Source organism: Herbaspirillum rhizosphaerae, from assembly GCF_046025915.1.
Lineage (GTDB): Bacteria > Pseudomonadota > Gammaproteobacteria > Burkholderiales > Burkholderiaceae_D > Herbaspirillum > Herbaspirillum rhizosphaerae_A.
Genome location: NZ_JAQQFR010000006.1, coordinates 97,444 through 118,555 on the forward strand (window position 1 = coordinate 97,444; position 21,112 = coordinate 118,555).

Annotated in this window: 18 protein-coding genes and 1 riboswitch; of the genes, 7 read left to right on the forward strand and 11 right to left on the reverse strand. The window is 57.8% G+C overall.

Going from position 1 to position 21,112, the window contains the following annotated elements:
* Positions 1-25: 25 nt before the first annotated feature.
* Positions 26-340: riboswitch (cobalamin riboswitch) on the forward strand.
* Positions 341-402: 62 nt separating this feature from the next.
* The 3 genes from PQR63_RS10800 to PQR63_RS10810 are packed head-to-tail and all read left to right on the forward strand — an operon-like array spanning position 403 to position 4,178.
* Positions 403-2,352 carry a TonB-dependent receptor family protein gene (locus PQR63_RS10800; protein ID WP_408167868.1) on the forward strand — a complete coding sequence of 650 codons (1,950 nt, stop codon included), beginning with the start codon at positions 403-405 and terminating at the stop codon, positions 2,350-2,352.
* 27 nt (positions 2,353-2,379) lie between these two features.
* Entirely contained in the window at positions 2,380-3,363 is a 984-nt protein-coding gene (locus PQR63_RS10805; RefSeq protein ID WP_408167869.1) for a FecCD family ABC transporter permease, read from the forward strand.
* Positions 3,360-4,178, forward strand: coding sequence for an ABC transporter ATP-binding protein (locus PQR63_RS10810; protein ID WP_408167870.1), 819 nt, complete (start codon positions 3,360-3,362; stop codon positions 4,176-4,178). Before PQR63_RS10805 ends, PQR63_RS10810 begins: the two co-directional genes overlap by 4 nt.
* Positions 4,179-4,204: 26 nt before the next feature.
* Here PQR63_RS10810 and PQR63_RS10815 read toward each other — a convergent pair whose 3' ends face one another.
* The 5 genes from PQR63_RS10815 to PQR63_RS10835 all read right to left on the reverse strand — a co-directional run bounded on the left by PQR63_RS10815 (position 4,205) and on the right by PQR63_RS10835 (position 9,102).
* The gene (locus tag PQR63_RS10815) at positions 4,205-5,926 is read right to left on the reverse strand and encodes a methyl-accepting chemotaxis protein (RefSeq protein WP_408167871.1); all 1,722 of its coding nucleotides are present in this window, start codon (positions 5,924-5,926) and stop codon (positions 4,205-4,207) included.
* A gap of 230 nt (positions 5,927-6,156) precedes the next feature.
* Complete coding sequence (locus PQR63_RS10820; protein WP_408167872.1) at positions 6,157-7,092, reverse strand: cobalamin-binding protein; 936 nt, start codon at positions 7,090-7,092, stop codon at positions 6,157-6,159.
* Positions 7,092-7,931, reverse strand: a complete 840-nt coding sequence (gene panC, locus PQR63_RS10825; RefSeq protein WP_408167874.1) for a pantoate--beta-alanine ligase — start codon at positions 7,929-7,931, stop codon at positions 7,092-7,094. The genes PQR63_RS10820 and panC overlap by 1 nt, the downstream gene beginning before the upstream one ends.
* Before the next feature lie 79 nt (positions 7,932-8,010).
* Positions 8,011-8,886 (reverse strand): segregation and condensation protein A, encoded by an 876-nt coding sequence (locus PQR63_RS10830; RefSeq protein WP_094564465.1) that lies wholly within the window; start codon positions 8,884-8,886, stop codon positions 8,011-8,013.
* A gap of 9 nt (positions 8,887-8,895) precedes the next feature.
* A complete protein-coding gene (locus tag PQR63_RS10835) occupies positions 8,896-9,102 on the reverse strand; it encodes a DUF3460 family protein (RefSeq protein ID WP_408167875.1) in 207 nt (68 codons plus the stop codon).
* Between the two features lie 84 nt (positions 9,103-9,186).
* On the opposite strand from PQR63_RS10835, the gene PQR63_RS10840 reads away from it, so the two are divergent.
* The gene (locus PQR63_RS10840) at positions 9,187-9,699 is read left to right on the forward strand and encodes an outer membrane protein assembly factor BamE (RefSeq protein WP_408167876.1); all 513 of its coding nucleotides are present in this window, start codon (positions 9,187-9,189) and stop codon (positions 9,697-9,699) included.
* A gap of 31 nt (positions 9,700-9,730) precedes the next feature.
* Here the strand turns inward: PQR63_RS10840 and PQR63_RS10845 are convergent, their stop codons facing one another.
* From PQR63_RS10845 to metG, 6 genes are all read right to left on the reverse strand, one after another.
* Positions 9,731-11,431 carry a Na/Pi cotransporter family protein gene (locus PQR63_RS10845; protein ID WP_408167877.1) on the reverse strand — a complete coding sequence of 567 codons (1,701 nt, stop codon included), beginning with the start codon at positions 11,429-11,431 and terminating at the stop codon, positions 9,731-9,733.
* On the reverse strand, positions 11,428-12,225 hold the full coding sequence (locus PQR63_RS10850; protein WP_408167878.1) for an HAD-IIB family hydrolase: 798 nt from the start codon (positions 12,223-12,225) through the stop codon (positions 11,428-11,430). Before PQR63_RS10850 ends, PQR63_RS10845 begins: the two co-directional genes overlap by 4 nt.
* 1 nt (position 12,226) lies before the next feature.
* Positions 12,227-13,765, reverse strand: coding sequence for a glycerol-3-phosphate dehydrogenase (glpD, locus tag PQR63_RS10855; protein WP_408167879.1), 1,539 nt, complete (start codon positions 13,763-13,765; stop codon positions 12,227-12,229).
* Positions 13,762-14,808: a sugar-binding transcriptional regulator gene (locus PQR63_RS10860; RefSeq protein ID WP_408167880.1), complete on the reverse strand. Its 1,047-nt coding sequence runs from the start codon at positions 14,806-14,808 to the stop codon at positions 13,762-13,764. Before PQR63_RS10860 ends, glpD begins: the two co-directional genes overlap by 4 nt.
* A 237-nt stretch (positions 14,809-15,045) precedes the next feature.
* Complete coding sequence (locus PQR63_RS10865) at positions 15,046-15,525, reverse strand: GNAT family N-acetyltransferase (RefSeq protein WP_408168085.1); 480 nt, start codon at positions 15,523-15,525, stop codon at positions 15,046-15,048.
* Between the two features lie 27 nt (positions 15,526-15,552).
* Complete coding sequence (metG, locus tag PQR63_RS10870; RefSeq protein WP_408167882.1) at positions 15,553-17,631, reverse strand: methionine--tRNA ligase; 2,079 nt, start codon at positions 17,629-17,631, stop codon at positions 15,553-15,555.
* Positions 17,632-17,874: 243 nt separating this feature from the next.
* Here metG and apbC point away from each other — a divergent pair, with 243 nt between their 5' ends.
* From apbC to gltX, 3 genes are all read left to right on the forward strand, one after another.
* Positions 17,875-18,963, forward strand: a complete 1,089-nt coding sequence (gene apbC / locus PQR63_RS10875; protein ID WP_408167883.1) for an iron-sulfur cluster carrier protein ApbC — start codon at positions 17,875-17,877, stop codon at positions 18,961-18,963.
* A gap of 111 nt (positions 18,964-19,074) precedes the next feature.
* Positions 19,075-19,503 (forward strand): DUF4399 domain-containing protein, encoded by a 429-nt coding sequence (locus PQR63_RS10880; RefSeq protein ID WP_408167884.1) that lies wholly within the window; start codon positions 19,075-19,077, stop codon positions 19,501-19,503.
* A gap of 111 nt (positions 19,504-19,614) precedes the next feature.
* Positions 19,615-21,051, forward strand: a complete 1,437-nt coding sequence (gene gltX, locus PQR63_RS10885; protein WP_408167885.1) for a glutamate--tRNA ligase — start codon at positions 19,615-19,617, stop codon at positions 21,049-21,051.
* Positions 21,052-21,112 lie beyond the last annotated feature (61 nt).

Sequence of the window (21,112 nt, forward strand, 5' to 3'; positions counted from 1 at the left end):
AGATTGCCGGACGTGGCGTTGCCGCATACAATTGCGCCGTTTTGGTGCTCGCTGGCGCATGTGCGCCCCTCGTCCAGCTAGTTAAACGGGAAGTACGGCGCGGAAAGACCGTTCAAATATTGTCGGCCCGCCAACGTACGCTGCCCCCGCAACGGTAAACAAGCGCTGTCGTGATCGATAGCAAACTGCCATGGTTCGCCACTGTGCTCGTCCTCGTCCTGACGCTGTTCAAAGCATAGTCAGTATGCATGGGAAGGTGTGGTAGTCGGCACGGCCGTTGTTTTTTTGGCCATTTATGCCAGCGTGTAGCCCGGATACCGGCCAGACAGGGGAAGGGTAATACCTTCAAATTCAATCCGGCTTGCGGGGAGGCAGGCTGGAGATGCATAGCAGAAACAGATCATGAAACATTTCGCTTTGTCTTGGCGCGTTGTCGCTGGGCCCGCCATTGTGGCTTCCGCCACCTTATACGTTCAAAGTGCTACGGCACAAACATCAACGCAGAGTGCCACCGGTTCAAACTTAGAACCGGTTGTCGTGATCGCTTCGCGCTTTCCCAACGACCCTGCATTCAGTCCGATCGGCGCCACCGTCATCAGCGCCGATGACATCCGTAACGCCGGCATCGACAACGTCAACGAAGCCATCCGCAAACTCGGCGGTGTGTATGGACGTCAAAGTCTGGCCGGGCCGGGAGACCATGCACTCGACATGCGCGGGTTCGGCAGCAACGGCGATCAGAACATGGTGATCCTGATCGACGGCGTGCGCCTTTCGGAAAACGAATTGTCTACCGCCTTGTTATCGTCGGTGCCCATCGACAGCGTCGAGCGTATTGAAATCATTCGCGGTGGCAGCAGTGTGTTGTATGGCGACGGCGCGACCGGCGGCACGATCCAGATCATTACAAAGCGACCGACGACGGATGCTATTCATGGCACGGTGATCGGTGAGGTAGGCAGCTACGGCCTGCGCAGCGGACGGGCCAGCGTCGCAAAGGGATGGGACGGCTTTGCACTCAATGCTGCTTACAGCAAACAGCGTGCCGACAACTATCGCGACAACAACAATAGCGATCAGGAAAATTTCAGCGGTACAGCGCAATGGTTTTCCAATCAAGGGCGCTTTGGACTGCGCATTGATCTGGCGCGCGCCAACTATGGTTTGCCAGGCTCGCTGTCGATGGCGCAGTTTCTTGCCAATCCACGTCAGACCGTCAATCCGAAGGACTATGGTTCTTATGACAGTGATCGCATCACCGCCTTCTTCGAGCGCAAGTTGGGCACATTTGATCTTGCCGCAGAGCTGTCGCATCGCGAGAAAATTTCGCGCTCCAGCTATGGTGGCGCTGCCGTCACCGAAGTGCACAGCCGCACCACGCAGTTCTCACCGCGCGTGCGCCACGTTGCTGAAGGCCGGTTGTTGAAGAACGAAGTGGTCACGGGAATCGATTATTCCGAATGGCAGATCGGCAACATCAACGGTAGCAGCGATGCTTCGCAGGCCGCGCGCGCTGCTTATGTGCGCGACGAATTGCAGATCGCCGGGAACACGCGCATCGCGCTCGGCGTACGCCGTGAAGTATTCGACAAGAAGAGTGTCACCGGCGGCTATGACAAGGGGCAGGGAGTCAACGCCTGGGATGCGCAATTGAGCCACGCGGTCGCGCCGTCCATGCGCATCTTCGGAAAGACAGGGCAAAGTTATCGTTTGCCGACTGCGGATGAAAATGGGTTCACTGCCTTGGCCACAGGACAAATTCTCAAGCCGCAAACATCGCACGATCTGGAGTTCGGCGCGACGCTGGGCGAGGCGAACAACAACGCCACGCTCAAGTGGTTTCGCCATCGTCTCAAGGACGAGTTGTTTTTTGATCCGACTGTTGGCGCATTCGGCGCCAATGTTAATCTGGACCCGACCAAACGTCAGGGCGTCGAATTGGAAGCCAGCGCGCGTCTGAATCAAGACTTCAGTCTGAAAGCCAACTTCCAGCATGTCGTCGCCACCTTCACCGGTGGCCCCAATGCCGGCAAGGAAATGGTGCTGGTGCCGAAGAACACCGCATCCGCTCGCCTGAACTGGAATTATGGAAACCAGACTGTCAACGTTGGTGTGTTGTGGGCCGATTCCCAACGCTACGGCAGCGACTTCAGCAATACCTGCAATGCCCGCATGCCGTCGTACACGACGTTCGACGCGCGTTACGCTGTACGCGTAAGTGCGTGGGAGTTCGCGCTCACAGGTAGCAATCTGACCGGCAAGGACTATTTCTCGCAGGCTTTTGGTTGCGCCAGCGGCATCTATCCGGATAGCGGGCGTGCAGTAAAATTCACCGCACGTTACGACTTCTAAAGCAGACCGTCGACTTCAAAGGACTTCATGCGCCGTGCAATCCTGCTGCTAATTTCCCTGACGGTACTCGCCGGGATAGTACTCATCTTCGCAGGTCTCTGCGGCAGCACCGGTTGCCTGCGCCTGAATGGCGACCCGGACAATATCGCCATGCTGCTGGCCTTGCGTGTGCCGCGTGCGCTTACGGCATTCACCGTCGGCGCGTTGCTGGCGATGGCTGGCGCATTGATGCAGGTCTTGTTACGCAACCCCTTGGCAGAACCATACGTGCTTGGCGTCTCCGGCGGCTCTGCTGCAGGTGCTTTATTGGCGATGCTGATGGCGGCTTCCATCGGCCTGCCGCGCCAACATATCGCGGCTGTCGGCGCAGTGCTGGGGGCGGGTGTCGCGGTCGTCTTGTTGTTCGGACTGGTTGGCAAGTCTCTGCGTCGTTTGCCGCTATCGCCGATGGCGGCGGGTCATCGATTGCTCCTGACCGGGGTCATGCTTGCAGCGGGATTTGGCGCGGTGATAACACTGGTGCTGACGTTGGCGGCAGACACGCAATTGCGTGGCATGGTGTTCTGGCTCATGGGCGATCTTGAAGACAGTCGATTTCTACCGATTGCCGCGCTGATCGCTTTGGCAGTTTTGCTGTGGTCGATATGGAATGCGCCGCGGCTGAATTTGTTGGCGCGCGGTGAGAGTTTTGCGCAGTTGCTGGGCGTGCCTGTCGTGCGCTTGCGCGTAGCTACCTTGTGCGCAGCATCGCTGGCCACTGCAGCGGCGGTCACGATGGCCGGTACGATCGGCTTTGTCGGTCTGGTGGTGCCGCATGGTTTGCGTTTGTTGATCGGCAACGACCAACGCGTCTTGTTGCCGGCGGCGGCGCTGGCTGGAGGTGCAGGACTGACGCTGGCCGATCTCGCTGCACGCACGGTGGTTTCACCCACACAATTGCCTGTAGGCGTCATCACTGCTCTGATCGGCGTACCGTTATTTCTGTGGTTGCTGTCGAGGAGCCGCACATGATGACGACAGTACCCCAAGGAACCAAGACCGACATGATTGCCGGTAAGGTCGCGGATGTCTTACTTCATGCCGATAGACTGACGCTGCGCAATGGTGGAACGACCTTGCTAGCGGATTTCAATTGGCAGGTGCGTGCCGGCGAATTTTGGTGCGTATTGGGTAAGAATGGCATTGGAAAAAGTACGCTGCTGCATGCGGTGGCAGGCTTGTTGTCACCGGAGGGAGGATGTATTCGCTCTCCTGATGGCGACATTGCCGTATCGACTCCGCAGCAACTCGCGCGATGGCGAGGTATGGTGGCACAACAGCAATTCGACGCTTTTTCATGCAGCGTGATCGATTACGTGATGGCAGGTTTGCATCCGTATCGCCCTGGTTGGGGATGGCCTGACGAGGCGGATCGACGGACCACGCTCGCGGCGTTGGATAGGCTTGGCATGGCGTCCTGCGCCGATGCCGATGTCACGCAGTTATCCGGCGGCGAGCGTCAACGTATTGCGATCGCCACGTTGATGCTGCAAGCCCCGCAACTGTATCTGCTTGATGAGCCGGCCTCGCATCAGGACGTCGCCTCTCAGCAGATGCTCCTGCGATTATTGCGGGGATTGGCAGACGACAAGCATGCCGTTGTCGCCAGCATGCACGACATCAATCTGGCGGCGCGGTTTGCGACACATATCATCCTGATCGGACCACAGCGATGGTGGAGTGGTGCGGTTGACGATGTGCTGCAGCCGGAACTGCTGCAAGCCGCGTTTGGTTGCCGCTTCAATGTCATTTCTTCAGAACAGGGAAAGTGGTTTTCCCCGTTCTGAGTGTGTCAATGTGCATCTCGACTTAACTAGAATGTTTCCCAGTCATTGCCGTCGGATGTAGCCGAAGCTTGTGGCCTGTGCGTCAGTTGCGCAGGCTGCGATTGTGATTTGGCCGGCAGATGCTTCATGCTCGTGCTTGCGACTGTCGAGGGCTTGTGACGCAACACGGGTTTGTGTAAGGGATCTGCGAGGCCGGACTGTTCGGTCAGCTTGAAGACACTGACCACACGCGACAGATTCTGGGCCTGGTCTTCCAGCGATTTGGCTGCTGCGGCGGCTTCTTCCACCAGCGCCGCATTTTGCTGTGTGACTTCATCCATCTGCCCGATGGTGTTGTTGACCTGTTCGATGCCGCTGCTTTGCTCCTTGCTGGCGGCTGAAATTTCAGACACGATGCCGGTGACGCTGCGTACACTGTCAACCACTTCATTCATGGTAGCGCCGGCTTGTTCAACCAGCTTGCTGCCGGACGCGACCTTTTCCACCGAATCATCAATCAGGCCTTTGATTTCTTTGGCCGCCGTAGCCGAGCGTTGCGCCAGACTACGCACCTCCGACGCCACGACAGCGAATCCGCGACCCTGCTCACCGGCGCGCGCAGCTTCCACGGCCGCATTCAGCGCGAGGATATTGGTCTGAAAAGCGATACCGTCAATCACACTGATGATGTCGACGATTTTGCGTGCGGAGGTGTTGATTGAGTTCATGGTCTCAATGACCTGGGCGACGACGGCGCCGCCGCGAATGGCAATGTCGGAAGCAGAGCTCGCCAGGCGGCTGGCCTCTTCAGAGTTTTCGGCGTTGCTTTTGACGGTTGACGTCAGCTCCCGGGTCGATGCCGCAGTTTCCGCCAGCGAGCCGGCCTGTTGTTCGGTTCGATTGGAGAGATCCAGATTTCCCTGCGCAATCTGGCCTGATGCGGTGGCGATCGTTTCGGTGCTCTGGCGGACTTCGCCGACAATCTTGAGAAGATTGTCGTTCATGTCCTTGAGGGCACGCAGCAACTGACCGGTTTCATCCTTACCCGACGGCGGGATCGAAGAGGTCAAATCGCCGGCCGCAACGGTTTGTGCGATCCTGACTGCAGCAGCCAGAGGGCGCGTGATATTGCGATTGAGCCAGTAAGCCAGAATCATGGCGGCCAATACGCCGATGACGCCACCTGTGAGCAGTGTCGCCGTAGTGGTCGATGTGAGTGAGCTGACGGCTTGCGACCGACTATTCATCAAACTGGTTTCTGCGGTTTTGATGTCGCTGAAAATCTGCCGCATGTTATCCATCAACGTCCTGCCTTTTGCTGCCTGCTCAAAACCGATGACTTTTGCGATGCTGCTTTCCGCGTTTTCGCGGCGCATGGCGATGGATGGCGTCACAGCGGTGTCCATCCATTGACGTTGGAGATCGATCAGTTTGCTGATTCGTTCCTGCTGCTGAGGGTTGTCACTGGTCAGATCCTTGGCGCGCGCGATTTCCTTGTTGAAGGATTGCTGCCCGGCGGTAAGTGGTTCCAGGGATGCCTCTTTGCCGGTCAGGGCGAAACCGCGCTGTCCGGTTTCCATGTTGATCAGGGATAGCAAGCTGCCATCGACGGTAGCAAGCACTGTATGGCTGTGCTCGTTCCAGTCGTTCGCTTCTTTGAGGCGAAAGAAGTTGAGGTAGGCAATCGCGATGATTATCACGAGCAAAGCGGCTAGCGCGCCGAAACCCAGATACAGGCGTACGCCGATTTTCAGATTGGATGTTTTCATGGATCATCTCCGGAGTGCCGCAATGGAAGAACATTGACCGTCCTGCCAACGGACAATGAGAGACGCTACGCAAAAGCTGAAATCGATCCTATGCAATGCCGCATAAACTTGTCAATTTGAAAATATTTTTATTTGGAAAATCTAGAATAAATTCGAGAGATGCTGAAAAGTAGGATGCTTTTCGAGCGTGATGGATGGTGTTGCGGATTTTGCCGACGTGAAGCCGGTGCTTATCGGGCGGGCTTAGTAGATAGGGGGGATGGGGCTGATTTCGCCGAACGTTTGGTTCGGACTTGGTCCAAAAATTCACAGACTTGTTCCGTCGCATCGAGAATGCGCGGTCCCGGCCGGTTAAGCCAGTCTGCATTGACGGTGAAGAGGGTGTTGGCGCTTACTGCTTTCATTTTGCCAAAACGGCGCCAGTCGTCCAGCGGATGATCTTTGGCGTCGTCGGGCGCGAGAATGGCATCGGGATCGGCTGCAATCACCGCTTCCAGACTGACGTGCGGAGCCAGTTGCGGCAGCTCTGCAAAGATGTTGCTGCCGCCGCAAGTGCGCAATACGGTCGACACCATATGCCGCCCATTGAGCGTCATCAAGGGCTGTCCCCAGATTTGATAGAACACGCTGACCGGTTGCCGGTCGCGGTATGTCCTGGTCAGGGCTTGCCAGCGTGCGCGGAAATCAGCGGCTGCCTTGCTGCCTTTGCTCTCCGTTCCGCTGAGCATTGCAAGTCGTTCAAGCGAGGTCGCAATTGTTGCATAGTCTGCCGGCTGGCTTTCAAATACGGGTAAGCCGAACGAGCGCAATTTCTGCAATTGCGCTGCCGCATTGCCGCTGTGCCAGGCAACGATCAGATCGGGTTTAAGGGTGAGGATTTTTTCAATGTCGACGGCGCTGATGCGGCCGACTGATGCGACTTGCAGCGCTTCCGAAGGATAGTTGCTGTAGTGGCTGACGCCTACCACATATGGCCCGGCACCGGCGGCGTAGAGCAACTCCGTGGTGTGCGGCGACAAACTGACGATACGACGGGCGGGGCGTTCGAGATGGACGTCGTTGCCGTAATCGTCCTTGACGGTGATGCCGGTCGCAGATGCGATATTGGTTGCAGCGCTGCTGACGCAGAACAGGGGTATCAGCGTCGCTGCGAGCCAACGCCGCATCAGATTTCCAGATTGTCGATCAGGCGTGTCTTGCCGAGTTTTGCAGCGGCGACGACGACCAGTTTTTCACCTTGCGCCAGATCCTCGGCCGACGGCGCTTGCAGATCCATGCGCTTGCGGATCGAGATATAGTCCGGCTGCCAGCCGCGCTGGGCCAATGCATCCATGGCTTTGCGCTCAAGCTGAAGCACGTCGAGATGGCCGCCACGTACTTCGTCGGCAACCTGATTGAGTACTTTGTAAAGCGCCGGTGCTTCGGCGCGCTCGTCGGTCGAGAGATAACCGTTGCGCGACGACAGCGCCAGGCCATCATCCGCTCGCCAGGTTTCGGCGGCGATGATTTCGGTCGGCAGGGCGAACTGGCGCGCCATATTGCGCACGATCATCAACTGTTGATAATCCTTCTTGCCGAAGACGGCAACGCGCGGCTGCACACAGGAGAACAGCTTGAGCACTACTGTCGTCACACCAGTGAAGAAGCCAGGACGGAATTCGCCTTCGAGGATGTTGCCAAGGTCATCCGGCGGTTGGACGCGATATTCCTGTGGTTCCGGATAGAGATCTTTTTCGGTCGGCGCGAACAAGACGTAGACGCCTTCTTTTTCCAGCTTATCGATATCTGCCTGAAAAGTGCGTGGATATTTGTCGAAATCTTCGTTTGGTCCGAACTGCAAACGGTTCACGAAAATCGATGCCACCACCGGATCACCATGTGTGCGTGCAAGGCGCATCAACGACAGATGGCCCTCATGCAGATTACCCATGGTCGGGACGAATGCTGTGCGCAACTGGCCACGCAGTTGATCGCGCAGTTCTTCGATGGACGAGATGATTTTCATGTTGTGTTTCTTTGAGTAGGGTACGGAGGCAGGCTGGGCAGATACCAGAACTAGGAGCCAGATTCAGCGCGCTGAAAAATCAGCTCGGAGAATACGACAGCCGCACGTAAATCGGTGCAAAGGCTTCGGCCTGGGTGATCTCGATCAGCGTTTCCTTGGCCAGTTCGAGCAGGGCGATGAAGTTGACCACGACCACCGGTACGCCGCGCATCGGGTCGAACAAGTCGGCGAACTCGACAAAGCGCGCCGATTGCAGACGACGCAGAATACCGGTCATGTGCTCGCGCACCGACAGTTCTTCACGGCTGATGTGATGGTGGGCAGTCAGTTTTGCACGACGCATGATGTCGGCCCAGACAGACTGGAGATCGTCGAGATTGACGTCCGGCCAGCGGGTCACCACGGTTTGTTCGACATACACCTGAGTGCGCACATAATCGCGGCCGACTTGCGGCAGCGAGTCGAGTTCTTGCGCAGCCAGTTTCATTTGCTCGTACTCAAGCAGGCGGCGCACCAGCTCGGCGCGTGGATCTTCCGCCTCATCGCCGGTGTCGGCCTTCTTAACCGGCAGCAGCATGCGCGATTTGATCTCGATCAACATCGCTGCCATGAGCAGGTATTCTGCGGCCAGTTCGAGGTTGTGCTTGCGGATCTGTTCCACGTATTCCAGATATTGCAGGGTCACCTGCGCCATCGGGATGTCGAGAATATTGAAGTTTTGCTTGCGGATCAGATACAGCAACAGATCCAGCGGACCCTGGAACGCTTCCAGGAACACTTCGAGTGCATCGGGGGGGATGTACAGGTCTGTCGGCAGCTTGAACAGCGGCTCGCCGTACAGCTTGGCGAAAGCAACGCCATCGACCACATCCGGCGTCGTGTCCGGCTGGCCCGCTACCGTTAGTTCTGCTGCGTCGGAGGATTGATTACCTTGACTCCCGGCGTTTTCGATCATGCTGACGAATTAGTGATTTTGATAGACGTAAGGCTGTTGCTGGACGCGGGATTCTTTTTCGCGTGCGGTCTTGTCCAGATCCAACGGAGCCTTGTCCCACAGCAGGGCGCGGCCGGCGCGTTGTTGCTCTTCCAGTTTCGGATTCTTTTCCTTGAGTTCGGCGATGAATTTAGTCGCTTCGGATTCGTAGGATTTGAAAAGTTTGAAGAGTGGCATGATTTTTCCTGAAATTCTTATTAACTGGGTAATAGGCGCTATTCTACCCTGTCTTGAAGCCCTAATAGGATGACAGGCGCAAAGATGGCAACGATGAGAAACAGGGTATTGGCGTGGTGCATGGCCGCTTGCGCGGCGCTGCTGGCGCTGGGATGTGATCGCAATGGCAATCCCATACAGGAGTTTGGCTTGGATAAGTTGAATAAAGGTGTCTCGACCGAGGCGGACGTACGTGGCGTCATGGGACAGCCCGACAGCGTGCGCGAGGAGAGCGGTGAACGGATTTTGGAATACCCGAAAGGGCCGCAGGGAGTCCGCACCTGGATGTTCCGTATCAGCGCTGATGGAAAATTATCAGATTATCAACAGGTGTTGACGGACGAAAACTTCGATAAGGTGCAAAAGGGCATGACCCGCGACGAAGTGCGCAACATGCTCGGCCGTCCACGCACCGTGGTGCCGTTTTCCCGCAAGCAGGAGGAAGTGTGGGACTGGAAATACCTGCACGTCCACGAAGAGCGCTTGTTCAATGTCCATTTCGACATGCAGACCGGCAAGGTCGTGCGGATGTCGATTTCAGAGATTTCCGGGCACTGATCATACGGATCAAGTTCGCATGCCCGGGCAATCAGGGCGGATGCGAGTAATCGCCGAATTCCTGCCGGGCTTGCACCACCACCGGATCGTCGCCGATGTTCATACGGCTTTTACGTAGCATGCCTGCCTCGTCCAGCACTGCATAGGCGGTCGAGCAAAACAGCGAATGCATCCGGCGCATGTCGCTGATCAGATCCAGATGCAGCGAGCTGGTTTCGATGCTTTGCTGGGTCTCACCAGCCAGGCGAATAAGATGAGTCTTTGAATAAGCGCGTTCGAGATCGCGGAAAGCTTCTTTCTCGACCAACAGTTTTTGCGCGCTCTTCAGGTCGCCATCAAGGAAGACGGACAGGCCCAACTGCAAGCTCGCCACCAGACGCGTGTGCATTTCGCAGACTTCCGTCATGCCGGCGTCGGAGAAGGTGCGTTGTGGCGCGATCTTCTTGCTCTCAATTCCCTTGACGATACGTTCGATGATGTCGCCGGCCTGTTCCAGATTGATGGTCAGCGTGACGATATCGGTCCAGCGGCGCACTTCCTTGTCGTTCAGCTCTTCACGCGACACCCGTGCCAGATACATCTTCACAGCCGTGTAGAGTTTGTCGACGTCGTCGTCAAGTTTGCGGATTTGCTGTGCACGCAATTGATCATTGTTGCGGATGACGGGCAGCAAGCTCAGCAGCATCTTTTCAATCAGATCGCCAATACGCAGCACTTCACGCGACGCGTTTGCCAGGGCGAGCGATGGTGTATCGATGGCAGCCGGATCAAGATGACGCGCGGCGATGGTAGCGTCGTCGTCCTTATGCAACTCCGGTAGCAGACGCGTACAAAGACGCGCCATCGGATCGACCAGCGGTAACAGCAGTCCGCAACGCACGGTGTTGTAAATCACGTGGAAAGCGACCACGCCGAAGCGCAAGTCTTTGGTCAGCAGACTGATCCATACTTCCAGATAATTGATGAAGGGCAGCACCACGATCGCGCCGGAGAGCCGGAACAGCATGCTGCCCAGCGCCACACGTCGCCCGGCCACATTCTGGCTGGCTGCCGTCAGCAAGGCCAGGATGCCGCTGCCCAGATTGGCGCCGATGACCAGGCACAACGCCACCTTCAGCGAAATGATGCCGGATGTCGCCAATGTCGCTGCCAGCAGCACTGCGGCAAGGCTGGAGTAGGTCAGCATGGCAAACACGGCGCCGATCAGCGCATCAAGAATGATGTCGCCGGTCAGCGTCGAGAACAGCACCTTGATGCCCGCGCCCTGGATCATCGGACGCGTCGCGGCAGTGATCATTTCCAGCGCCAGCAGGATCAGGCCAAGACCGATCACGGCGCGCGCCATACGTCCGATCGAGGTGTGACGGCGCGACAGATACACCACCACACCACCGAAAATCAGCAGTGGAGAAATCCACGACAAATCGAAACTCAACACGCCCGTCATCAACGCCGTGCCGACATCCGCACCGAGCATGATCGTCAGTGCTGGTGTCAGGCTGACCAATCCTTGCGCAACAAAAGAGCAGACGATCACGGCGGTAGCATTACTGCTCTGCACCAGGCTTGTCACGCCGACGCCGGCCAGGAAGGCTAGGCTGCGGCGTTTGATACTGGTGCTCAGGATGCGGCGTAGCTGCGCGCCGTACACGCGCAGCACGTCGGTGCGCACGATGTGGGTGCCCCAGACCAGCAAGGCCAATGCAGAGAGCAGGTTGAGTAAGGTGGTCATGGCTCCAGCAAATGTTGAGTCAGTTCGGCAAATCCGGCACCGCTGGGTTGGTGCGTGATGAAGCGAGGCGGATGCGGCAGTCGGTCGGCAAAATCAAGCACGTTGGCCACGCCCACTGAAAGCGGGAAATAGGCGAACATTGGCGCATCGTTGGGCGAGTCACCCGCGAACACGCAACGATGGCGTTCGGTGTCGTCGTCCAGATTGATGTCGTAGCGCTCCTGCATCATCAGGCGCGCCATGCTGAGTTTGTCGTAATCGCCGAACCAGCCATTGACGTGAATCGAGCTGATTTTGGCAGTCATGCCAGCATCTTCCATAATCCTTACGATGCAATCGATTACATCAAGTTCCAAAGGAGGGACGTCTTCGCAGAAATCAATGGCCAAATCGTACTGGCGGCAGAACTGGTCCGAAGCGACCGCGCAGCCCGGGACTTCGCGCAGAATTTTTTCGCGCACTGCAGCAAGGCGCGCCGTATTTTCGCGCCGGATGTTTTCTTCCAGCAGATGGCGCGTATGCAGCTTGCCGGTTATGTTGTCGTGCCACATATACAGTGCGCCGTTCTCGCCGATGACGCCGTCAACCGGCCACATGCGCGCGATGTGATCGCACCATCCCGCAGGACGTCCGGTCACGGGGATGACACGCAGACCGCTGCGTTGCAACGACTCCAGCGCCTCATACGCCTGGGCGCTGAGCTTGCCGTCTGTGGTGAGCGTGTCGTCGATGTCGGTAAAGACCGTCCGGACTTCTCTGGCTTGCGTACGCGGCAATTGACTCAAAGGTTGCATGTCAGCTCCGGCGCGCGCAGCGTTCGTTGAACCAGACGGAAAATTCGGCGCGCTGTTGCTCGGTCATGTGCAGGCCACACTTGGTGCGGCGCCACAGGACATCGTCCGGCTGATAAGCCCACTCATGCGTGATCAGATAGTCGACTTCGCGCTGCACCAGTCCACCACCAAAATCGAGGCCGAGTTCGGCCGGCGTTTGTGCCTCTTTCAGGATCACATGCGCGTTGCGTCCGTGGCGGCCGAAGAGGCGTGTCAGGAAATGCGTGTCGAGCTGGGCGTACTTCTTTTTCAGGTAATCCAGTTCCTGCGCACGGTCGGCGCGCTTGAACTTGCCGCCGGGAAGGGCTTCCTGATTGCTCCACGAACCGCGGCGCGTCTTGGTCCAGGGGGCCAGCTTTTCCAAGACCGATTCAGCGAGGCGACGATAAGTTGTGATCTTGCCGCCGTAGACGGACACACAAGGCGTGTTCTCTGCGTCTTGCAACACCAAGGTGTAATCGCGCGTGACGGCCGAGGGGTTGTCTGACTCGTCGTCGAATAACGGACGCACGCCGGCATAGCGCCAGACGATGTCGGCGTTGCCGATTGGTTTGGCAAGATACTGGTTGACGGCGCGCAGCAGGTAGGCTTCTTCTTCCGTGCTGATCTTGGCGCCGTTGTCCATATTTTCTTGCGGGACGTCGGTGGTGCCGATCAGCGTGAATTTGTCTTCGTATGGAATCATGAAGACGATGCGCTTGTCGTCATTTTGCAGAATGTAGGCATGTTCGCCTTCAAACAGGCGCGGCACGATGATATGGCTGCCACGCACCAGCTTGACTGCGGCATGCTTGCTGCCTTGTGAAGAAGGATTGAGCAATTGATCCATCTTCGCAACCCACGGACCGGCGGTATTGACGATGGCGCGCGCGGTGACACTTTGGCGGGCACCGCTGATGCTGTTTTCCAGTTCGCATTGCCAGACACCGTTATTGCGTTTGGCACCGGCCAGGCGGGTGCGGGCAAAGATGTCCGCGCCATGCTCCTGCGCGCTTTGCAAATTCAGAATCACCAGGCGGGCATCGTCGACCCAGGCGTCGGAATAAGCGAAGCCACGGGTGATGTCGGCGCGCAGGCCGCTGGGTGCACCCATACGGTCGAGCCCGATGCTTTGCGAATGCGGCAGCGTGATTCGGCCGCCTATATGGTCGTACATCCACAAGCCGAGACGGATCATCCAGCGTGGGCGCAGGCCTTTGACGTGCGGCATGACAAAGCGCAGTGGCCACGCAATGTGAGGTGCGATGTTGAGCAGGTGTTCACGCTCGGCCAGCGCTTCGGCGACCAGGCGGAATTCGTAATATTCAAGATAGCGCAGGCCGCCGTGAATCAGCTTGGTGCTGGCTGAGGAGGTGGCGCCGGCGAAATCGTTCTGTTCGCACAAGGCGACTTTGAGGCCACGACCGGCAGCGTCGCGCGCCACACCGGCGCCATTGATGCCGCCGCCGATGATGAGGAGATCGTAGGTTTCCGAACTGGCTATAGGAGTCAGTGAGGTCATTGCTTTGCTCGCTTGCGGTTGGTTTTGTTGTTTGGTGCGGTGTTGGTTGCTGTATCTGTTGCCACTGCTTCTTCTTGCTGTTCCAGTTCTTCCACCAGCAATCTGGCGGTCGGTTCATCAATCACCAGCTCGTTGATGTAGCCACCCTGCAGCGCTGCGCGCAGGCCGGGAATCTTGCCCTTGCCGCACACCACGCAGATGGAGTGAGGCGCACGCTGGAAGCGATCCAGATCCGGGCCGCTGCTGCGCGCGTTCAACGCGACGTCTTTCCAACTGCCGTCTTCGCGGAAGAATACTGTCGCGATGTCGCCAATCACGCCATCCTTCAGAATGTCTTGCTGGTCCTGCTTGTCGAGGTAGCCGCCGGTGTGGATGTGGCTGCCGGTTTCTGCGGCGCCGATACTGAAGAGCAAAATTGAGGCGCTGCTTTGCAAGGTGCGGATGGCTTTGATGCTGCGTTCGCGCCAGAGGGCGTTCCGCGTGTCGGCGTAGTCGAAAAAGGCCGGCACAGGAAAGCTATGCGCCTGCGCGCCGTAATTCTGTGCGAAGCGAGAGACGATGGATTCGCCGAAGGTGTTGACGATGTTGGCGCCGGCGCCAGAGCCGTTCAATTGAACCACTGCGACACCGTGCACATGTTTTGGCACCAGATTGTCTGCGATGGCGGCGACGGTATTACCCCAGGCCAGGCCGATGACGGTCGACGGCAAAACCAGCGAATTCAGATAGGCCGCTGTATGTGCGGCAACGCGTTGCATGCTTTCACGTTCGTTGGCCGAGACCGGAACAGGCACGACCTGGATCGAGCGCAGTGCATAGTGTTTCTTTATCGCCGCTTCCAGATTGCCTGACAACTCCAGCGGATCATGTACGCGGATTTCGACCAGACCGTTTTCCATGGCGTAGGACAGCAGCCGCGACACGGTGGCGCGCGAGGTGCCCATCTCTTCCGCGATGGCGGCTGTTGTCATGTTCTGGAAGTAATACAGGCGTGCTACGCGAACGGCGGAATGCGCGATGCTCTGACGATCTGCTGTTGCCATATTTTCAATTTGGACAAATGATCATTGATGTTGAACGTTTGTACAATAATCCAACTTCCAGGAGAAATCAAGCAGCGAACGCAGCCGGGTGTCGCATCTCTACGTGACGAGCGATGTCAACGATGACATGGGGAAACGGAATGTGGATGCAGGCGGATGCATTCAGACGTAAAAAAACCGTTGTCTGCCGGCAGATGCCGGTCGACAACGGTTTAGAGGCGCGTCTGATTCAGGGAATCAGTTGCGCAGCCAGCGACGCATCACGATAGGAGAAGGTTCCATCGGATTGGCGCGGGTGTATTCCAGTTCCGGGGCGATTTCAAAACCGAAGGCGGCGTAGACGTCGAGCAATTGTTCCTGGTCGGTTCTGACTGCCAGGCGGAGTTCACCGATGTCGGCGGCCAGCGCACGGTGGATCAAGGCTTCCATCAAGTGCTGCGACAGGCGCTCGCCGCGATAGCTCGGCAAGATGCCCATGCGGAGGATTTCCCAAACGTCGAGTTCGGTATCCAGCGGCAGCCAACGCACCGATCCCGCCGGGGTGTTGTCGCGCAGCAGTACAAAACCGCCGCCACGCTGCAAGTCTTCGGCAACGCGTTTCGGATCTTCTCGGTGGCCGCTGGAGCTTGGTGCCACCTTATTGGCCCAGCTGCCACGCGTGATTTCCGCGATCAGCTCGGCGTCGTCGACGGTCGCTTCACGAATCAAAAGGTCAATGTCTGCCATGGAGTGCGATAGTCAGGATTAACGAACGCGCATGCCAGGCTCGGCACCTGGCCATGGGTTCAGCACGTAGATGCCCGGTTTTGCCTTTTCATCCTTGGCGGAGGCGGCCAGCACCATGCCTTCGGAGATGCCGAACTTCATCTTGCGCGGTGCCAGGTTGGCAACCATTACGGTCAGTTTGCCGACCAGCTCTTCCGGTTTGTAAGCCGAAGCGATGCCGGAGAAGACATTGCGCATGCGACCTTCGCCGGCGTCCAGTGTCAGGCGCAGCAGCTTGGTCGAACCTTCGACTGCTTCGCAGTTCACGATCTTGGCAATGCGCAGATCGATCTTGGCAAAATCATCGATGCTGATTTCAGGCGCCAGATCTTCGATGCCGGCATCGGCGGTCTCTACGGGAGCGCCAGTTGCTGGAGTAGCCGCCGCTTCGGGCGCATCGAACAGCGCATCCAGCATCTTCGGATCGACGCGTTGCATCAAGTGAGCGTAAGTGTTGATGACGTGACCGTCAGGCAGCGCAGTTTGCACATCAGCCCAGGAGAACGGTGCGACATTGAGGAATCCTTCAACTTGTGCTGCCAGTTGCGGCAGCACCGGTTTCAGGTAGACGGTCAGGATGCGGAAGGCCTCAAGCAGGCGGCTGCAGACTTCGTGCAGTTGGGCGTCCTTGGCGGTGTCCTTGGCCAGTTCCCATGGTTTGTTGGCGTCGACGTAGGCGTTGATCACGTCGGCTTGCTCCATGATCGCGCGCAGGGCTTTGCCGTATTCGCGTTGTTCGTACAGCGCCAAAATTTCAGGAGCAATGCCACGCAGCTTGGACAAGAATGCGTCGTCGGCAGTCGCCCACGCAGTCGACAGCTTGCCGTCGAAGCGTTTGGCGATGAAGCCCGCCGCACGGCTGGCGATGTTGACGTACTTGCCGATCAGGTCGGCATTGACGCGTGCAACGAAGTCGTCCGGATTGAAGTCGACGTCTTCTACCTTGGCGTTCAACTTGGCGGCGATGTAATAGCGCAGCCATTCCGGATTCATGCCGATGTCTAGGTAGCGCAATGGCGAGATGCCGGTGCCGCGCGACTTCGACATCTTCTCGCCGCTGACGGTGATGAAGCCGTGCGCGAACACATTGTTCGGCGTCTTGCGGCCGGCAAACTTCAGCATTGCAGGCCAGAACAGCGTGTGGAAGTAGGTGATGTCCTTGCCGATGAAGTGGTACTGCTCGGTCTTGTCGTCGGCCATGAAAGCGTCGAAGTCGCGGCCTGTTTTGCCGAAATAATTCTTCAGCGAAGCCAGGTAGCCGATCGGCGCATCCAGCCAGACGTAGAAATACTTGCCCGGCGCATCGGGAATTTCGATACCGAAGTAGGGCGCGTCGCGGCTGATATCCCAATCGCCCAGACCGCTCTCGCCGTCCAGCCATTCGCGGCATTTGTTGGCCACTTCCGGTTGCAGACGGTTGTTGTCGAGTGCCCATTCGCGCAGGAAGGCAACGCATTTCGGATCGGACAGCTTGAAGAAGAAATGTTCCGACGACTTCATCACGGGCGTTGCGCCGGACAGGGTCGAGTACGGATTCTTCAGGTCGGTCGGTGCATACACGGCACTGCAGTTTTCACAGGAGTCGCCGTACTGGTCCTTGGTGCCGCACTTCGGGCATTCGCCCTTGATGTAGCGATCCGGCAGGAACATGCTTTTGACCGGGTCAAAGAACTGGTCGATCGTCTTGGTCGTGATCAGCTTGGCATCGTCGCGCAGCGCGCGGTAGATATCTTGCGAGAGTTGATGGTTTTCTTCGCTGTCGGTCGAGCTCCAGTTGTCGAAGGCGATGTGGAAGCCATCCAGGTATTGCTTGCGTCCGGCCGCGATGTTGGCGACGAACTGCTGCGGCGTCACGCCGGCTTTTTCAGCCGCGATCATGATCGGTGCGCCGTGGGCATCGTCAGCGCCGACGAAATGGACTTCATGGCCCTGCATTCGTTGGAACCGGACCCAGATGTCGGCCTGGATGTATTCCATGATGTGGCCGATGTGGAACGCGCCGTTGGCGTAGGGAAGGGCGGTGGTAACGAAAAGTTGGCGTGGCGATGAAGTGCTCATTGGCAATGCTTACTGGGTGGGTAATGGAGAAAAGAGGGTCATTTTAGCAGTCACAGGGCCTTTGGCGCAGGGTTGATGGACAAACAGGGTGCAAAGCATGGTCGCCGGAGTAGTGGTTTGATGTCTTAATGGCAATTTTGTGCCGGCGATGCTTTGCCGATCTGCCTGTGGCAGTGGCCCGATTAGTTTAGACTTGCGGGTGCATTAAGGCTGGACCATCAGCCGGTCTATCAAGGAGAGGTAATGAGCATCACCCCAGAAGTCGTCAAAACAGCGCTTTCCCAGGTCGTCGACCCCAACACCGGCAAGGATCTGGTCGCAGGAAAGTCGATCAAGAACATCCAGCTCGATGGCGCCAATGTCGCCTTCGACGTCGAGTTGGGCTATCCCGCCAACAGCCAGATCGAACTGATCCGCAGCGCCGCCGAGGCCGCCGTGCAGGGTGTGGCGGGTGTCGGTTCGGTCAAGGCCAACGTCTATTTCAAGATCGTCGCGCACGCCGTGCAGCGCGGCATCAAACTCAAGTCCAACGTCAAGAACATTATTGCCGTGGCGTCCGGCAAAGGCGGCGTCGGCAAGTCGACCACCGCGGCTAATCTGGCGCTGGCGCTGGCAGCTGAAGGCGCGCGCGTCGGGATTCTGGACGCCGACATCTATGGCCCGTCGCAGCCGATGATGCTGGGCATCGACGCCAAGCCGGAAACCAAGGACGGTAAAACCATGGAGCCGCTGGAAAACCACGGCCTGCAAGTGTCTTCGATCGGTTTCATGATCGATCCGGACGAGCCGATGGTATGGCGCGGCCCGATTGTCACGCAAGCCTTGCAGCAGTTGCTCGACCAAACCAACTGGCGCGATCTGGATTATCTGATCGTCGACATGCCGCCGGGCACCGGCGACGTGCAATTGACGCTGTCGCAAAAGGTGCCTGTCACCGGCGCAGTGATCGTGACCACACCGCAGGACATCGCCTTGCTGGATGCGCGCAAGGGTTTGAAGATGTTTGAAAAGGTCGGTATTCCCATCCTCGGTATCGTCGAGAACATGAGTACGCATATCTGCTCCAACTGCGGCCATGCTGAAGCAATCTTCGGCACCGGCGGCGGCGAGAAGATGTGCGCCGACTTCAACGTCGATTTCCTGGGCGCCTTGCCGCTGACGATGACGATCCGCGAACAGACCGACTCGGGCCGTCCGACCGTCGTGGCCGACCCGAACGGACCGGTTGCAGAAATTTACAAGAACATTGCGCGCAAGGTCGCTGTCAAAGTGGCGGAAAAAGCCAAGGACATGACCAGCAAATTCCCGAGCATCGTGATCCAGAACGACTGACGTCGCTCATGCCTGGCCAAGCCTGCGGGTGTTGTTTGCGTGTTCTGTCTGTGTTCTGTCTTTTTCGTCGCCGTTGTATTTGACCAATGTAGTGTATTGAGGAGACATGTAATGACACCCCTGGCATCGCGTTTGATTCAAACCTTGTTCTGTTCGGCTGTGTTGCAGGTATCGGCAGCATCGACGGCATCGCTGGCGCAGGCGGCAGAGCCGTCCGTTTCCTTCACTGCGCCGATGGACGGCGCCACCGTCACCAGTCCGTTCGACGTCAAGTTCGCCGTCTCCGGTATGGAGATCAAGCCGCTGGGCGACATGACGCCCAACACCGGCCATCATCATCTGCTGATCAACACCGGCCCGATCCCGAAGGGGGCGCCGATTCCGATGGACGAAACGCACCTGCATTACGGCAAAGGCCAGACCGAAGCCAAGATCACGCTGCCGCCGGGCAAGTACAAGCTGACCATGCAATTCGGCGACGGTGCGCATCAGTCCTATGGCCCGGCCATGAGCAAGACCATCAATATCACCGTCAAGTAAATCGCGGTTGGTGCGCGGCATGATTCCATGACTGCGCCCGACGCGGTAAAATGACGGCTTTCCGATCAGACTGACAACGGCTTTGGCGTTCCAAGGCCGTTTTTATTTATCATGACATCCACAGACCAGACTGCTCCTGCCACCGAATCCGTACACACGCCGGTTCGTACCCGTTTCGCCCCCAGCCCGACTGGCTATCTCCACTTGGGTGGCGCGCGTACGGCCTTGTTCTCGTGGGCCTATGCACGTCGTTTCGGCGGCACCTTCATCTTGCGTATCGAAGACACCGACCTGGAGCGTTCCACTCCGGAAGCGGTGCAGGCCATCATCGACGGCATGCAGTGGCTCGGTCTGGAGCATGACGAAGGCCCGTTCTATCAGATGAAGCGCATGGAGCGCTACCGCGAAGTCGTGGCGCACATGCTGCAACAAGGCACGGCTTACTACTGCTATTCCTCGCCGGAAGAAGTCGAAGCCATGCGCGAGCGTCAACGCGCCGCGGGCGAGAAGCCGCGTTACGACGGTACCTGGCGTCCTGAGCGCGGCAAGACCTTGCCGGAAATCCCGGAAGGCCGCAAGCCGGTGGTGCGCTTCCGCAATCCGCTCGATGGCGACGTGACCTGGGACGACGTGGTCAAAGGCCCGATCACCATTTCCAATCGCGAGATGGATGACCTGGTGATCGCGCGTCCGGATGGCACGCCAACCTATAACTTCTGCGTCGTGGTCGATGACTGGGATATGAAAATCACCCACGTGATTCGCGGTGATGATCACGTCAACAACACGCCACGCCAGATCAACATTCTGAAAGCGCTCGGTGGCACGCTGCCGCTGTACGGTCACGTACCGATGATTCTCGGCGCCGACGGCGAAAAGCTGTCCAAGCGTCACGGCGCAGTCAGCGTGATGGATTACCCGGCGCAAGGTTTTTTGCCGGAAGCCATGCTCAACTATCTGGCTCGTCTGGGCTGGAGCCATGGCGACGAAGAAATTTTCTCGATGGAACAGTTCTGCGAATGGTTCGACCTCGACCATCTGTCGAAATCGCCGGCGCAATTCAATCCGGAAAAACTGGCGTGGCTGAACAACCACTACATCAAGCTGGCGGACAACGAGCGCCTCGCTGCGCTGGTGCGTCCGTTGCTGGAAAAAGATGGTGCGCAATTCGACGGCGCACCGGCACTGGCGCAGACCATCGCGTTGCTCAAAGAGCGTGCCAACACCGTCAATGAACTGGCTCCAGCCGTCATGATGTTCTATCGCCAGCCTGCGCCTGATGCTGCACTGGTCACGCAACACATCACCGACGCCATCAAGCCGGCGCTGCAAGACTTCGCAGCACGCTGCGCGACAGTCGAGTGGAACAAGGCGGCGCTGGGCGCGATGATCAAAGAAGTGCTGGCTGCGCATACGCTGAAGATGCCATTGCTGGCGATGCCTTTGCGTCTGATCGTTGCCGGTCAGTTGCAGACCCCGGCGATTGATGCAGTGTTGGAATTATTCGGCCGCGAGGTCGTGCTGGCGCGTTTGCAAAACTATTTGTAATAAAGAAGAGGGTTTTTCAGAAAACCCTCTTGCTATTTACCAATGCATGTTGCATAATCTC